Raw genomic sequence first — 14,929 nt, 5'->3', positions numbered from 1 at the left:
CCGCTCTGTACCGTTTTTCGCAGTACAGAGCGGCTCTTTCTTTTGCTTGGGACGCCTCTCAGACGTGGGAGAGGCTGGGCGCACCGCCCGCGATCTCCTCAGCCGTCAGGGGCTTCGGCGCAGCGGGGGCGTTCAGACGCTCCTTTGCCACCGCCAGCATCAGCTTGATGCGGTTCTCCTGATTGACCTTGGTAGCGCTGGGGTCGTAGTCGATGGGGGTGATGTTGGCGCTGGGGTACAGGGCGCGGATCTTATTCACCATGCCCTTACCCACGATGTGGTTCGGCAGGCAGCCGAAGGGCTGGGCGCAGACGATATTGCCGTAGCCGCCCTGCACCAGCTCGATCATCTCGGCGGTCAGCAGCCAGCCCTCGCCCATCTTCGCGCCCAGAGAGATGACTCCCTCGGGCTTTTCCACCAGCTCCTTGAAGGGGCCGGGGGCGTAGAATCCGGCCTCCGATTCCGCTTTGAGCATGGAGCGCTCCACGCTGTCCAGCCAGTTGAGCAGCTGGTCGGTGCCCATCTTCATGGCCAGCTTGCCGCCGTAGAGGACGTGATCCTCGCCCATGTTGAAGATGCAGTACTGCACAAAGCCCATCAGGCCCGGGAAGTTGACCTCACAGTCCTGACTTTCGAGGAACTTCTGCAAATCGTTGTTGCCCAGCGGGCTGTACTTGACGTAGATCTCGCCCACGACGCCCACCTTGACCTTCGGCACGCGGGTGACGGGGATGGAGGCGAAGTCCTTGGCGATGAGGGGGAAGGTGTGCTTCATCTCGCGGGAGGTGAAGCCCTTGCCCGCCAGCAGCACCCGGCCCAGACGCTCCACCCAGAGGTCTACCATCCTGTCGGCAGCGCCCTTCTCGTTCTCGTAGGGAGCCACCTGATTGCGGAGGGCGCAGAGCATATCGCCGTAGAAGACGCTGGCGATGGCACGACGGGCCAGCGGCAGGGTCATCTGGAAGCCGCTGTCCTTCTCGAGGCCCGAGAAGTTGAGGCTGGCCACCGGGATATTGGGGTAGCCTGCCTTGACCAGCGCCTTGCGGAGCAGATGGATGTAGTTGGAGGCACGGCAGCCGCCGCCCGTCTGGGTGATGAGCAGGGCCGTATGCTCGAGGTCATATTTGCCGCTGTTCAGCGCATCGAGGAACTGGCCGATGACCAGCAGCGCCGGATAGCAGGTGTCGTTGTGGACGTATTTCAGGCCCAGCTGCGCCACAGCGCTGCCGCAGTTGCCCAGTATCTCGCACTTGTAGCCGTCGTAGCGCAGGGCGTATCCCAGCAGACGGAACTGGGTAATGGCCATGTTGGGGATGAGGATGGTGTGGGTCTTCTTCATCTCCGGGGTGAATTTAGGGTAATTGTATTCCATAGGTTCCTCCTATGTTAAACCTCTCAGTCTCGCATTCGCTCGACAGCTCCCCTAGCGAGGGGAGCCTCTGGCGAAGAGGGAAAGCTTATAAGTTATGCCAAGGCCTCTCCTCGATAGGAGAGGTGGCACGCCGTAGGCGTGACGGAGAGGTTATTTTCTATCTTCGTCCCGCTCGTCCAGCGCGGCGAACAGGCTGCGCAGGCGGATATTGACTGCGCCCAGATTGGTGATCTCATCGATCTTGAGCTGGGTGTAGAGCTTGCCGCCCTCCTGTAAGATCTCGCGGGTCTCATCGGTGGTGATGGCGTCCACGCCGCAGCCGAAGGACACCAGCTGCACAAGATCCATATCCTTCTGGGTGGTGCAGTACTTGGCGGCGGCATAGAGGCGGCTGTGGTAGGTCCACTGGTTCAGCACGCTGGTGGGGAACTTCTCCACCCGGTTGGAGATGCTGTCCTCGGTGACGACAGCCGCGCCGTGGCGGGTGATGAGGTGGTCGATGCCGTGGTTGACCTCCGGGTCCACATGATAGGGACGCCCGGCCAGCACGATGATGCGCCTGCCCTGACGGCGGGCTTCGTCGATGATCTCGCTGCCCTTGACCCGGATCTGTGCCATATGGGCCTCGTACTCGGCGTAGGCGGCGTTGGCAGCCTCCTGCACCTCCTTCTCGGAGATGCCGCCGAAATACTTGGGCAGGATCTCCTTCGCCATCTTATGGACGAAGTCCTTCGGACGGTGGATGCCGACGTAGTCGTAGATGAACTTCTGGCCCTCCAGCTCGGGGCAGTTCCCGGCCAGCACCTCAGGGTAGTAGGCCACGACGGGGCAGTTGTAGTGGTTGTCGCCCAGTCCCTCGTCGATGTTGTAGGTCAGGCAGGGGTAGAAGATGGCATCCAGATGCATCTGGGTCAGGGCCTTGATGTGGCCGTGGCTGAGCTTGGCCGGGAAACAGGCGGTGTCACTGGGGATGGTGGCCTGACCGGCCAGATAGAGGCCGCGGCTGGACACCGGGCTGGTGTGGACGGCAAAGCCCAGCTTTGTCCAGAAAGCGTGCCAGAAGGGCAGCAGCTCGTACATATTCAGGCAGAGCGGGATGCCGATGGAGCCGCGCTTACCGGGCACAGGCTTATAGCCTGCCAGAAGCTGCTGCTTGTAGGCGTAGAGGTTGAGGCTGTTGTCCTCGCTCTTACCGGTGACGGGCTTATCGCAGCGGTTGCCGGAGATGAACTTGCGGCCGTCGGCGAAGGTGTTGACGGTGAGCTGGCAGTGGTTGCCGCAGCCGCCGCACTTGACGCTGACCACCTTCTGGTCGAAGCTTTCCAGCTCCTCCTCGCTCATCATGGCGGAGGTGGTCTGGCCGTTCTTGCGGCACTGGCGCAGGCCGAAGAGGGCCGCGCCGTAAGCGCCCATCAGGCCGGCGATGTCGGGGCGGATGACCTCGACGCCCATCTCCTTTTCGAAGGCACGGAGGACGGCTTCGTTGTAGAAGGTGCCGCCCTGCACGACGATCTTCCGGCCCAGCTCCTCGGGGCTGGAGGCGCGGATGACCTTATACAGGGCATTCTTGACGACGCTGATGGACAGGCCCGCCGAGATGTTCTCGATGGATGCGCCATCCTTCTGGGCCTGCTTGACCGAGCTGTTCATGAACACGGTGCAGCGGCTGCCGAGATCCACAGGACGGTCGGCAAAGAGGCCGAGGGCCGCAAACTCCTTGACGTCGTAGCCCAGCGCCTGCGCAAAGGTCTGCAAAAAGCTGCCGCAGCCGGAGGAGCACGCCTCGTTCAGGAAGATGTTGCTGATGGCACCGTCCTCGATCTTGAAGCACTTCATGTCCTGACCGCCGATGTCGATGATGAAATCCACGTCCGGCATGAAGTATTTCGCCGCCGTGAAGTGGGCCACCGTCTCCACGAGGCCGAAGTCGCAGCGGAATGCGTTCTTCACCAGCTCTTCGCCGTAGCCGGTGGTGGTCACGCTGGCCACCTTGAGGCCGGAGTGCTCTTTATAGAGCTTCAGCAGCTGCTCCCGGATGAGGGGCAGCGGGTTGCCGAGGTTGGGCTGATAGTTGGTGTAGAGGATCTGACTCTGCTCGTCCACGACCACCAGCTTGACGGTCGTCGAGCCGGAGTCGATGCCGATGTGCACCGGGCCGCACTGGGCGCTGAATGCCACCCGGGGCACGCTGTGGGACATATGGCGGGCGTGGAAAGCCTCATACTCCTCCTTGCTGGCGAACAGCGGCGGCTCGCTGGCATAGGTGGCCGTAGCGGCGTACTCGTCCAGCGCGGCGGCCACGTCTGACAGGACGAACTCCTTGTCGGCGTAGAGGGCAGCGCCCAGCGCGACATAGAGCAGGCTATGCTCGGGGCAGGTGCCGGTGACGCCCAGTGCCTCATCGAAGCTCTTGCGCAGCACGGTGCTGAAGGTCAGAGGCCCGCCCAGATAGAGGATGTTGCCCTGAATGGGTCGGCCCTGCGCCAGACCGGCGATGGTCTGGTTGACCACGGCCTTGTAGATGCTGGCGGCGACGTCCTCGGTCCTCGCGCCCTGATTGATGAGGGGCTGCACGTCGCTCTTGGCAAAGACGCCGCAGCGGGAGGCGATGGTGTATGTACGGGTGGCCTGTTCCGCCGCCTTGTTCATCTCATCTGCGCTCATCTTGAGCAGGGTCGCCATCTGGTCGATAAAAGCACCCGTACCGCCGGCACAGCTTCCGTTCATCCGGACTTCGGTGCCGTTGGTCAGGAACAGGATCTTCGCATCCTCACCGCCCAGCTCGATGACGCAGTCCGTCGCCGGGACGAACTTTTTGACCGCCACCCGGGTGGAGAACACCTCCTGCACGAAGGGCACGCCGCAGCTGTCGGCCAGACCCATGCCTGCCGAGCCGGAGATGCTGAGCAGCGCTTTCCGGCCGTGCAGCTGCTCTGCGTCGATGCGGCGCAGCAGCTCCTGCGCCTTCTCCAGAATATGGCTGTAGTGGCGCTCATATGTCGAATATAAAAGGGTATCGTTTTCATCCAGCACCACGCACTTGATGGTAGTGCTGCCGATGTCAAGACCTACTCTCACAGTTGTTTTTCCTCCTGAAGGACAATGCACTCTCCCTCTGCGCGCAAAGCGTTCCTGCCCGGGCAGAAGTTGTTTGCTAACGAATCAAATACTTGACCCGCATACACAGATATTATAGTCCAAATCCGTCCGACAATCAATCATTCGGGATTATTTTACACCTTAAAAACAGTAAATTCTTCTTCTAAAGTTAAACATTTTGTTAAATCTGCAAACTTTTCTGGGGATTTTTCGCCGTTTCTGCTAAGATTCTTTACCGTCCGTCAATTTTGCAGCGTTCCCCTCCCACTCTCCCGCACAACGCAAAAGGCATCTGTCCTCTGCCCTACCGGCAGCAGTACAGATGCCTTTTTTCGTTCAGTATCTCCGCAGCAGGAGGATCTCCTGCGCTGCCCGGCTGGCGAATCGCGCCGCCCGGATGGCCTCTCCCTCACCGGAGTGCAGCACCAGCTCCGGCGGGATGGCCTCGCCGGAGGCCAGCGGGAAAGCCACCTGCGCCCGGGTGCCGCCGCCGGGGCGGGCGGTCAGGGTCAGCTTCCAGCCGGCGCGGCGGCAGATGAGCCTGCAAATGCGCAGGCCCAGCTTTACGCCGCTGAGGAAGCGCCGGTTGTTCTCGATGGGGTCTTCTTCCATCAGGCCGCAGCCGTCATCCTCCACCCGGAGCACAGCACCGGTCTTTTTCTGCTTCAGGCTCACCCAGACCCTTCCGCCCGGGTCGCAGGCGCACAGGGCGTTGGAGATGAGGTGGAGCAGCAGCTGCTCTGCCTCGTCGGGTGCTCCCATGACGACGCAGTGCCCGGCGCCCTCCCGCTCGGTCATGAGCTGGATCTCCAAGGACTTCTCGATGTCCGGGGCCATCCGTTCTGCCTTTTCCAGCAACTCGCTCACATCGAAGGGCTGCAGTTCGCACGGCTCTCCATTTTCCAGCCGATAGAGCAGCATGGCGTTGTGTACGGTGCGGCTCACCCGGGCAGACTCTATCTGGATGTCCGAAAGCGCCTGCCGGGTGGGCAGATCGGCCGACGCCAGCAGATGCATCTGAAGATATTCCCGGTTTTGGTCGATGATGCTGAGGGCATGAAAGCACACATCCTCAAACTCCCCTTGGGGGGAGCTGCCTGCTCCATCGTTTCGCCTGCGCATTCTGCTCTACCTCCGCGTCGTGTGGTCAGCCTTCCTGCTGACTCAGTTTACTTTCCAGCGCATAGATCAGGCGGCCGATGGTCACCCGCTTGCGCTCCAGGCCATACTCTTTCCGAAAATCCAGCCATGCCTGCGTGCCGGTCGCGTCCAGCGTATCCAGCAGCCGCCGGAGCGCACTGTCCACCGCCGCGATGGTCAGGTGATGCTCCTGCGCCACCGCCCCGAGGATCTCCTTACGGATGGCCAGACGGTGGTCGGAAGCCATCATCACCCGGACGGCACCGGTCAGGTAGCGCTTGTTGGCGTCGCTGGTGTTCAGGCCCCAGCTGCGGTAGATGCGCTCGCAGCGCTTTTCCAGACTCTCCGCCGGGCTGTGGGCCGGGGCACGCAGCTCCCGCAGCATATCCTCCAGTGTGGCCTGACGGATGAGGTAACATGCATCCTCCTGACTCAGGCTCTCCACGGCGGCCTTCTCATTCCGTCCGTCGTCCCGCAGAAGCACCAGAGGCTTGCGGGCCAGACCCCGCAGCCGGGGCAGGAACTGGATGCTGTCCACATCCTCGAGCCTGCCGCCCAGCACAAGAACATCCACATCGCCCTGCTCGAGCCGACGCAGCAGCGTCTGGCTGGTGCGGTAGCCGGTGCAGCGGATAGCCGGGTTGCACTCCTCAAGATAGCGCATCCAGACCCGCATCTCCCGCGGGTCATAGCTGGCCAGAGCGACGCGCCAGACAGCTTCCTGTTGTTCCTCAAAGCTCACACGACGCGCCCCCTTCCCGCAGGACTTCTGCCGCCGCTGTCTGTGGATACCAGTTGGAAATGGCATCCCGCCACAGCTCCGGCTGGACGGAATTCTCGTATAAAAATCGCAGCAGCCGCGCACATTCTTCCTGTGGGGCCGGGACCCATGCACGGGCGGCGTCCGCCGAGCCGTCCCTTGCCATCGTCCGGCTCACGCTCAGCCAGCAGCCCGGCCCTGTCGGCTCCAGAGAGCAGACGAGAGTATATGCCTCCTGATATGGCTCCAGCTTCGAAAATCTTCTGACCAATGGGACATTTTGTTCCATTCTGCTTCCTCCTTGCCCCGTCTGTCCGGCCTATTCTTCCGCCGGACAAATTTTTACACATTCTCCTAATATAATATTGTAGAAAGGGCAAAAAGCAGATTCAACTTTTACTTTGCGTCATATTTCGTCGAACCATGACGAAATTCAAGTTTAAAATTCAACGCTATACCAAGGATACCATCCACAAGGCCAAAAATCAAGAGATTTCCGGCTCATTTTCCGCATTTCAACGCTTTTCTGCTCCGGGCGCGGCGCATTTCCATCCTTCGGCAGAAATCACAGAACTTGGCACCCGTTACGACATACTTTGTTCACATTATTCTGATAAAATCATACAGATACTACGTTTTCCCGCTCCGTCCACAGACGCCGGGCGGAATAGGCCGCAGACGCTCCCCGTCCTGCTGCCGGAAAGGCAGGCCAATGCTTCAGCTTATCAACATCGAAAAGAAATACACCACCGGCGATCTGACACAGGCAGCGCTCAACGGGGTCAGCCTCAACCTCCGCGACAGTGAATTTGTCGCCATCCTCGGCCCCAGCGGCTCGGGCAAGACCACCCTGCTCAACATCATCGGCGGCCTTGACCGCTACGACAGCGGCGAACTTATCATCAACGGCATCTCCACCCGCCGCTACACTGACCGGGACTGGGACTCCTACCGCAACCACACCGTCGGCTTCGTGTTCCAGAGCTACAACCTCATCCCCCACCAGACCGTCCTCGCCAACGTCGAGCTGGCCCTGACCATCTCGGGCGTGTCAGGGGCCGAGCGCCGCCGCCGTGCGGCCGAAGCGCTACGGCAGGTGGGTCTGGGCGACCAGCTCCACAAGCGCCCCACCGAGATGTCAGGCGGACAGATGCAGCGCGTGGCCATCGCCCGCGCCCTTGTCAACAACCCCGACATCCTGCTGGCCGACGAGCCGACCGGCGCACTGGACAGTGAGACCAGCATTCAGGTCATGGAGCTGCTGAAGGACGTCGCCAAAGACCGTCTCGTGGTCATGGTCACCCACAACCCCGAGTTGGCCGAGCAGTACGCCAACCGCATCGTCCGCCTGCGGGACGGCCTCATCACCGACGACACCCGCCCCTTCGAGCCGGACGACACCAAGCTTGCCCCGCCCATCCACAAAAACATGGGCCGCTCCTCCATGTCCCTGCTCACCTCGCTGGCCCTGAGCTTCAACAACCTGCGCACCAAAAAGGCCCGCACCCTCCTCACCGCCTTTGCGGGCAGCATCGGCATCATCGGCATCGCCCTCATCATCTCCCTGTCCGCCGGCGTCAACGCCTACATCGCCGACATGGAGCGCTCCACCCTGAGCGAATACCCGCTCCAGATCCTGAGCAGCGGCGTGGACATCACGAGCTTTCTGTCCTCGGGCAGCAGCGACGGCACCACCGCCACCGGCCTGCCCACCGATGAGGACGGCAAAAAGGACACCTCCGGCGGCGTAGAGGGGATGGTCTCGGTGCGCCAGCTCATCACCAAGATGGTATCGGGCCTGACCTCCAACGACCTCACCTCCCTGAAGAAGTACCTCGAGAGCGACGAGTCCACCATCGCGGAGGACGCCACCTCCATCGAGTATTCCTACAGCGCCCAGCCCCAGATCTACCGGCAGGACGCCGACGGCAGCGTGCATCAGGTCAACCCGGACTCCACCCTCTCGATGCTGGGTCTGGGCAATTCTGGCTCCAGCTCCACCTCCGTCACCAGCAGCCTCATGAACAGCGTGGGCAGCAACACCAGCGTCTTTTACCAGCTGCCCGCCAACAGCGATCTCTACCGCTCGCAGTATGAGGTCAAGGCCGGGCGCTGGCCCGAAAAGCCCACCGAGTGCGTCATGGTCCTGAGCAAATACGGCACCGTCACCGATTATGCCCTCTACTCCATGGGCCTGCGGGATTCTGCCGAGCTGGACAAGATGATCCAGCAGTTTGCCCAGAACCAGAGCGTCGATGTGCCCAGCGATTTTCGCACCTACAGCTACGACGAGCTGCTGGGCCTCAAGTTCAAGCTGGTGAACAGTGCCGACACCTATGTCTACGATGAAACCTACAAGGTCTGGAAGAGCAAGGCCGACGACAAGGAGTATATGCGGCAGCTGGTGGAAAACGGCGAGGACATCACCATCGTGGGCATCGTCCAGCCGGACTACACCGCCTCGGCCTCTATGCTCACCTCCGGTATCGCCTACCCCGCCTCCCTCACCGAGAAGGTCATGGAGGACGCCGCCGACAGCGACATCGTGAAGCAGCAGATGGCTGACCCCACCACCAACGTCCTCACCGGCGAGAGCTTCGGCAAAGCCGAGAGCATCCGCGACTTCGACCTCGCAAGCCTCTTCTCCATCGACACCAATGCACTGAAGGATGCGTTCCAGTTCGACGCCGCTGCCCTCGATTTCGACCTGAACGGGGCTTTCGACCTCAGCAGCGGCAGCTTCGACCTGAGCAGCCTGCTGGACTTCTCCGACTTCTCCCTCAACATCGACGAGCTGCCCGACATCGACCTCAGCGAAGCCCTCTCCGGGCTTGACCTCTCCGTCTCGCCGGAGGCGCTGCAGGACCTCGTGCAGAAGATCTTCAAGGACTACAAAAAATATATCATCGGCAACGGCATCCTCAACTTCAAGAATTGGAGCTTCTCTGCCTACCTCAAGACCGAGCGGTTCCAGAAGCTGCTGGCCGAATCCATGAAGGAACTGGTGGACCCGGACAAGCTGCAGGGCCAGCTTTCGGAGGCTCTACAGGCCACCATCCGGACCGTGATGGACACCTACTCCGACCAGATCACCGCTGTGCTGAAAGAGCAGCTCGACGCCGCCCTCCAGAAGGGCATCGTCACCTTCCAGGATCAGATCCAGACCCAGCTCAAGACGGCCATCCAGCAGAACATCGGCAAGCTGAGCAGCCAGATGGAGGGTGCCATCAAGATCGATTCGTCGGCCTTCCAGAAAGCCATCCAGCTCAACATGACCACCTCCGAGCTGACGGAGCTGATGCGCTCCACCCTCCGCTCCTCTTCGGCCACCTACGAAGCCAACCTGACGGCCTTCGGCTATGCAGATGAGGACACCCCCAGCCAGATTAAGATCTACCCGAAGGACTTCGCCAGCAAGGCGGTCATTCTGGAAAAGCTGGACGCCTACAACGCAGGGATGTCCGCGAAGGGCGAGGACGAAAAAGTGGTGCAGTACACCGACCTCGTGGGCACCCTGATGACCAGTGTGACCGAGATCGTGAACATGATCAGCAGCATGATGGTGGCCTTCGTCTCCATCTCGCTGGCCGTCTCCTCCATCATGATCGGCGTCATCACCTATATCAGCGTCCTTGAGCGCCGGAAGGAGATCGGCATCCTCCGGGCCATCGGTGCCTCCAAGCGGAACATCTCCGAGGTGTTCAACGCAGAGACCTTCATCATCGGCCTCTGCTCGGGCATCATGGGCATCGTCCTCAGCGAGATCCTCCTCATCCCCGGCAATATCATCATCCAGAAAGTCTCGGGCACCTCGACCCTCGTGGCCGCCCTGCCCGTGGACGCGGCCCTCTTCCTCGTGGCGCTGGCCACCCTGCTGACCATTCTGGCCGGCATCATCCCGGCCCGCGGCGCAGCCAAGAGCAACCCCGTCAAGGCCCTGCGCTCCGAGTAAATCTCCCCAGATTCCATTCCCGGTATCCTTTCCGCTCCGGCGGCAGGGATACCGGGAATTTTTGCCTGTTTTCCTTCTGTGCACATCCGTTAGCTTGTATCCATCCCACATGAGAACGTATTTTTTGGTCTTAAAAGTTACAAAAATGTACGGTCGCGCCGGGAGTTTCCGGTAGTTTCCGGGAACTACCGGAAATCTGTTTCTATTTTGCTTTGCGGGCAGATCAACCTGCACAAAAGAGGGTTGATTCATTATGCACTTCTGCCAAAAGTGTTTCAGAGTTATTGATTTATTCCACAAAATGTGCCATACTATAGTCACTGAAACCGTTCCCGACATCGTTCCCATACAGTTTCAGAGAAAAAACCGTTTTCGACAAAAAGAGAGGGGTCTCCCGGAATGCCGAATCTGACCATCAAAGACATCGCACGGTTGAGCGGCTGCTCGGTGAGCACCATTTCCCGGGTCATCAACGACCGGCCCGATGTGCGGCCCGAAACGAAGGAGAAGGTGCTTCAGGTGATGCGGGAGTCGGGCTTCGTGCCCAACACCAACGCCCGTCAGCTGAAGATCCAGCAGTCTCGCAGCCTCGTCTTCGTGGTCAAGGGCACCCGGAACCTCTTCTTCTCCGACTTTCTCGTCCAGCTGCAGCGGGCCGCGACCCTTTACGGGTACAACGGCATCGTCTCCTATCTGGACGAGAACGCCAACGAGATCGACGCCGCCGAAAAGATCCTCCGGGAGATCAAGCCGAAGGGGATGATCTTCCTCGGCGGCAGTGTGGCGAACTTCCGGCAGGGCTTCTCGAACATCACAGTGCCCTCGGTGCTGGCCACGCTGGTGTCCGACGAGCTGGACTTCCCGAACCTCTCGATGGTGGGAGTGGACGACCGGGCTGCGGCCCGCACGGCCGTCTCCCACCTCCTCGCACAGGGACACCGGAAGATCGCCGTGCTGGGCGGCCCGGCCACCAGCTACCCCAGCCGGATGCGCCGCCTCGGCGCACAGGAGGCGATGGAGGACGCCGGGCTGGCCTTCGACGACCGGCTCTATGGCCTGTCAAACTACGATTTTGAGTCCGCCTATCACGCCATGAACAGTCTGCTGGCCCGCCGGGCCGAGTTCACTGCCCTGTTCGCCATGAGCGACGTCATCGCCTTCGGTGCCATCCGGGCGCTGGTAAGCGCCGGGCTTCGGGTGCCGGAAGATGTCTCGGTCATCGGCTTCGACGGCATCACGATGTCCCGCTACTGCGTGCCGGTGATGACCACCATCGTCCAGCCCAGCGAGCAGATCGCCCTCCAGAGCGTCGAGCTGCTGATGCGGCAGATCGAGCATGGTGCCCCGGCCCAGAAGATCACGCTCCAGCCCGAGCTTCAGTTCGGCGAGAGCGTCCGGGCCATCTGAGTTATTTCGTCTCATTTCCGCCGCAGGGCGGAATGTATATATCACATGATGAAGAAGGAGAACAATTATGAAAAAGATGATCTCTCGTCGTAACTTCCTGAAAGCCGCCGGCATCTCTGCTGCTGCCCTCGGTCTGGCTGCCTGCGGCGGCTCTTCCAGCAGCACTGCTGCCTCCACGGCCAGTTCCACCGCCGCCTCTGCCGCTCCCACTGCTTCCGGTAAGGTCTACTACCTGAACTTCAAGCCCGAGCAGGATCAGGATTGGCAGGATCTGGCCGCTGAGTACACCAAGGAGACCGGCGTGCCTGTCACCGTCGTGACCGCAGCTTCCGGCCAGTACGAGACCACCCTGATGAGCGAGATGGAGAAGAGCGAAGCTCCTACCCTGTTCCAGGTCAACGGCCCTGTGGGTCTGGCAAACTGGAAGGACTACTGCCTCGACCTGTCCGGCAGCGACGTCTACGGCCAGCTGACCAGCGACTCCTTCGCCCTGAAGGACGGCGACGCCGTCACCAGCATCGCCTACGTCATCGAGACCTACGGCATCATCTACAACAAGGAGCTGCTGACTGCCGCCGGTTACACGCAGGACGACATCAAGGGCTTCGCTGACCTGAAGAAGGTCGCCGACGACATTCAGGCCCGCAAGGCTGAGCTGGGCGTCGATGGTGCATTCACCTCTGCCGGTATGGATGGCTCTTCCGACTGGCGCTTCAAGACCCATCTGGCAAACCTGCCCATCTACTACGAGTACAAGGCTGACGGCATCGGCTCCACCGACGCCATCAAGGGCACCTACCTCGACAACTACAAGCAGATCTGGGATCTGTACATCACCGACTCCACCTGCGACCCCAAGCTGCTGGCTTCCAAGACCGGCAACGACGCTGTTGCTGAGTTCGTGGGCAAGAAGGCCGTCTTCTATCAGAACGGCACCTGGGCTTACAATGACGTGAAGGATCTGGGCGACGACAACCTGGGTATGCTGCCCATCTACATCGGCGCTGAGGGCGAGGAGAACCAGGGCCTGTGCACCGGTTCCGAGAACTTCTGGTGTGTCAACAACACCTCTTCTGAGGAAGATATTCAGGCCACTCTGGACTTCCTGTACTGGTGTGTCACCTCTGAGGCCGGCACCAGCGCGATGGCTGACAAGATGGGCTTCGTCATCCCCTTCAAGAAGGCTAAGGACTCCACCAACCCCCTGATCACCATTGCAAACCAGTATGTGGCCGACGGCAAGACCAGTGTGGACTGGTGCTTCTCCACCATGCCTTCCGAGGAGTGGAAGAATGGCGTCGGCTCCGCTCTGACCGCTTACGCCGCAGGCACCGGCGACTGGAATGCTGTCGTCACCGCCTTCGTGGATGGCTGGGCCAAGGAGTACAAGCTGGCCAACGGCTAAGCACTCTCTTTCTTCCGCAACAGTTTGACTAACGGGGGCGGGCGATTGGTTCGCCCGCCCCCTTCTTTTTCGGGAGGTATATCATGCAAAAGGCCATCAGCAAATACTGGCCGGTGTTCGTCCTGCCCACCCTGCTGGCGTTCATCATCGGCTTCATCTGGCCCTTCATCTGGGGCGTCTACCTGTCCTTCCAGCGGTTTACCACCGTCAGCAAGACCACCTTCGTGGGCTTGCAGAACTACCTCAGCGTCTTCTCGGACTCCACCTTCCTTCACGCCTTCGGCTTCACGGCGGCGTTCACCGTGGTGTCCACCGTCCTCATCAACGTCTGCGCATTCGCCATCGCACTGGTGCTCACCCGGGGCATCCGGGGCACCAACCTCTTCCGCACCGTCTACTTCATGCCGAACCTCATCGGCGGCATCCTGCTGGGCTACATCTGGCAGATCCTGCTGAACGGCGTGCTGGCCAACCTCCAGAAACCCCTGCTGGCGCTGGACGCCAAGGCGGGCTTCGTGGGTCTGGTCATCCTGATGTGCTGGCAGCAGATCGGCTACATGATGATCATCTATGTCGCGGGCCTGCAGAGCGTCCCCGGCGACCTCATCGAGGCAGCCAAGATCGACGGTGCCAACGACCGTGAGATCCTCTTCAAGATCAAGATCCCGATGGTCATGCCCAGCGTCACCATCTGCACCTTCCTTACCCTGACCAACAGCTTCAAGCTCTTCGACCAGAACGTGGCTCTGACCGCCGGTGAGCCTGCAAACGCCAGTGAGATGCTGGCCCTGAACATCTACAACACCTTCTACGGCCGCTCCGGCGCTCAGTGGAAGGGCATCGGTCAGGCAAAGGCCGTGGTGTTCTTCCTCGTCGTCGTGGTCATCTCGCTCATCCAGCTTAAATTTACCCGCTCCAAGGAGGTGCAGCAGTAATGCCGAAAGAGAAAAAAATGTGGGACAACGTCCTCACCGTCATCATGAGCCTGCTGTGCCTGCTCTGGATCTACCCCATCGTCCTTATCCTGCTGAACAGTCTGAAGAAGGAGGGCACCTTCACCACCTCCACGGTCTTTAAGCTGCCCACTGCGGAGACCTTCGCAGGCCTGTCCAACTACATCTACGGCGTCACCAAGATGGGCTTCCTGTCCAGCCTCGGCTACAGCCTCGTCATCACCGTGTCCAGCGTGGCCCTCATCCTGCTGTGCTGCTCCATGACCGGCTGGTATCTCACCCGCGTGAACAACAAGCTCAGCAAGTTCATGAACCTGCTCATCGTCTTCTCGATGGTCGTCCCCTTCCAGATGGTCATGTTCACCCTTTCCAAGACCGCTGATACCCTCAATCTGAATACCCCGTGGAACATCTGCATCATCTATCTGGGCTTCGGTGCCGGTCTGGCCGTCTTCATGTTCACCGGCTTCATGAAGAGCGTCCCCATGGAGATCGAGGAAGCCGCCATGATCGACGGCTGCAACCCCATCCAGATCTTCTTCAAGGTCGTCTTCCCCATCCTCAAGCCCACCATGATCTCCACCGCCATCCTTGAGACGATGTGGGTCTGGAACGACTACCTGCTGCCCACGCTGGTGCTGGACATCAAGAAGTACCGCACCATCCCCATGGCCATCCAGTACTTCCGCGGCGGCTATGGCCGCGTGGAGCTGGCTCCCATGATGGCCTGCATCATCATCGCCATCATCCCCATCATCATCCTTTACATGACCTGCCAGAAGTACATCATCGAAGGTGTCGTGGCAGGTGCAGTCAAGGGCTAAGACAAGGAGGTTTCATC

10 protein-coding genes are annotated in these 14,929 nt (G+C 60.5%); 5 read left to right on the top strand and 5 right to left on the bottom strand.

The window, feature by feature from the left end; translation table 11 throughout:
- Nucleotides 1–58: 58 nt before the first annotated feature.
- From MTP38_RS05355 to MTP38_RS05335, 5 genes are all read right to left on the bottom strand, one after another.
- A complete protein-coding gene (locus tag MTP38_RS05355; protein WP_227620061.1) occupies nt 59–1,372 on the bottom strand; it encodes a 2-hydroxyacyl-CoA dehydratase in 1,314 nt (437 codons plus the stop codon).
- A 150-nt stretch (nt 1,373–1,522) separates the two neighbouring features.
- Nucleotides 1,523–4,450, bottom strand: a complete 2,928-nt coding sequence (locus MTP38_RS05350; RefSeq protein ID WP_249234489.1) for an acyl-CoA dehydratase activase — start codon at nt 4,448–4,450, stop codon at nt 1,523–1,525.
- Nucleotides 4,451–4,807: 357 nt separating this feature from the next.
- Nucleotides 4,808–5,539, bottom strand: a complete 732-nt coding sequence (locus tag MTP38_RS05345; protein ID WP_249234488.1) for a sensor histidine kinase — start codon at nt 5,537–5,539, stop codon at nt 4,808–4,810.
- A 79-nt stretch (nt 5,540–5,618) separates the two neighbouring features.
- Entirely contained in the window at nt 5,619–6,353 is a 735-nt protein-coding gene (locus tag MTP38_RS05340) for a hypothetical protein (protein WP_227620064.1), read from the bottom strand.
- Nucleotides 6,343–6,660 carry a hypothetical protein gene (locus MTP38_RS05335; protein ID WP_227620065.1) on the bottom strand — a complete coding sequence of 106 codons (318 nt, stop codon included), beginning with the start codon at nt 6,658–6,660 and terminating at the stop codon, nt 6,343–6,345. The genes MTP38_RS05340 and MTP38_RS05335 overlap by 11 nt, the downstream gene beginning before the upstream one ends.
- 423 nt (nt 6,661–7,083) lie before the next feature.
- Here MTP38_RS05335 and MTP38_RS05330 point away from each other — a divergent pair, with 423 nt between their 5' ends.
- The 5 genes from MTP38_RS05330 (at nt 7,084) to MTP38_RS05310 (ending at nt 14,912) form a co-directional block, all read left to right on the top strand.
- On the top strand, nt 7,084–10,323 hold the full coding sequence (locus MTP38_RS05330) for an ABC transporter ATP-binding protein/permease (protein WP_249234487.1): 3,240 nt from the start codon (nt 7,084–7,086) through the stop codon (nt 10,321–10,323).
- A 399-nt stretch (nt 10,324–10,722) separates the two neighbouring features.
- Nucleotides 10,723–11,730, top strand: a complete 1,008-nt coding sequence (locus MTP38_RS05325; RefSeq protein WP_249234486.1) for a LacI family DNA-binding transcriptional regulator — start codon at nt 10,723–10,725, stop codon at nt 11,728–11,730.
- Nucleotides 11,731–11,797: 67 nt separating this feature from the next.
- Nucleotides 11,798–13,135: an ABC transporter substrate-binding protein gene (locus MTP38_RS05320; protein WP_249234485.1), complete on the top strand. Its 1,338-nt coding sequence runs from the start codon at nt 11,798–11,800 to the stop codon at nt 13,133–13,135.
- Nucleotides 13,136–13,218: 83 nt separating this feature from the next.
- Complete coding sequence (locus MTP38_RS05315; RefSeq protein ID WP_227620069.1) at nt 13,219–14,070, top strand: carbohydrate ABC transporter permease; 852 nt, start codon at nt 13,219–13,221, stop codon at nt 14,068–14,070.
- The gene (locus tag MTP38_RS05310; RefSeq protein WP_249234484.1) at nt 14,070–14,912 is read left to right on the top strand and encodes a carbohydrate ABC transporter permease; all 843 of its coding nucleotides are present in this window, start codon (nt 14,070–14,072) and stop codon (nt 14,910–14,912) included. The genes MTP38_RS05315 and MTP38_RS05310 overlap by 1 nt, the downstream gene beginning before the upstream one ends.
- The last annotated feature ends 17 nt before the right edge of the window (nt 14,913–14,929 follow it).

This window comes from Faecalibacterium sp. I3-3-89, from assembly GCF_023347275.1.
Lineage (GTDB): Bacteria > Bacillota > Clostridia > Oscillospirales > Ruminococcaceae > Faecalibacterium > Faecalibacterium butyricigenerans.
The sequence above is the reverse complement of the archived record's forward strand: the minus strand, read 5'-3'. Positions and strand labels throughout refer to the sequence as shown.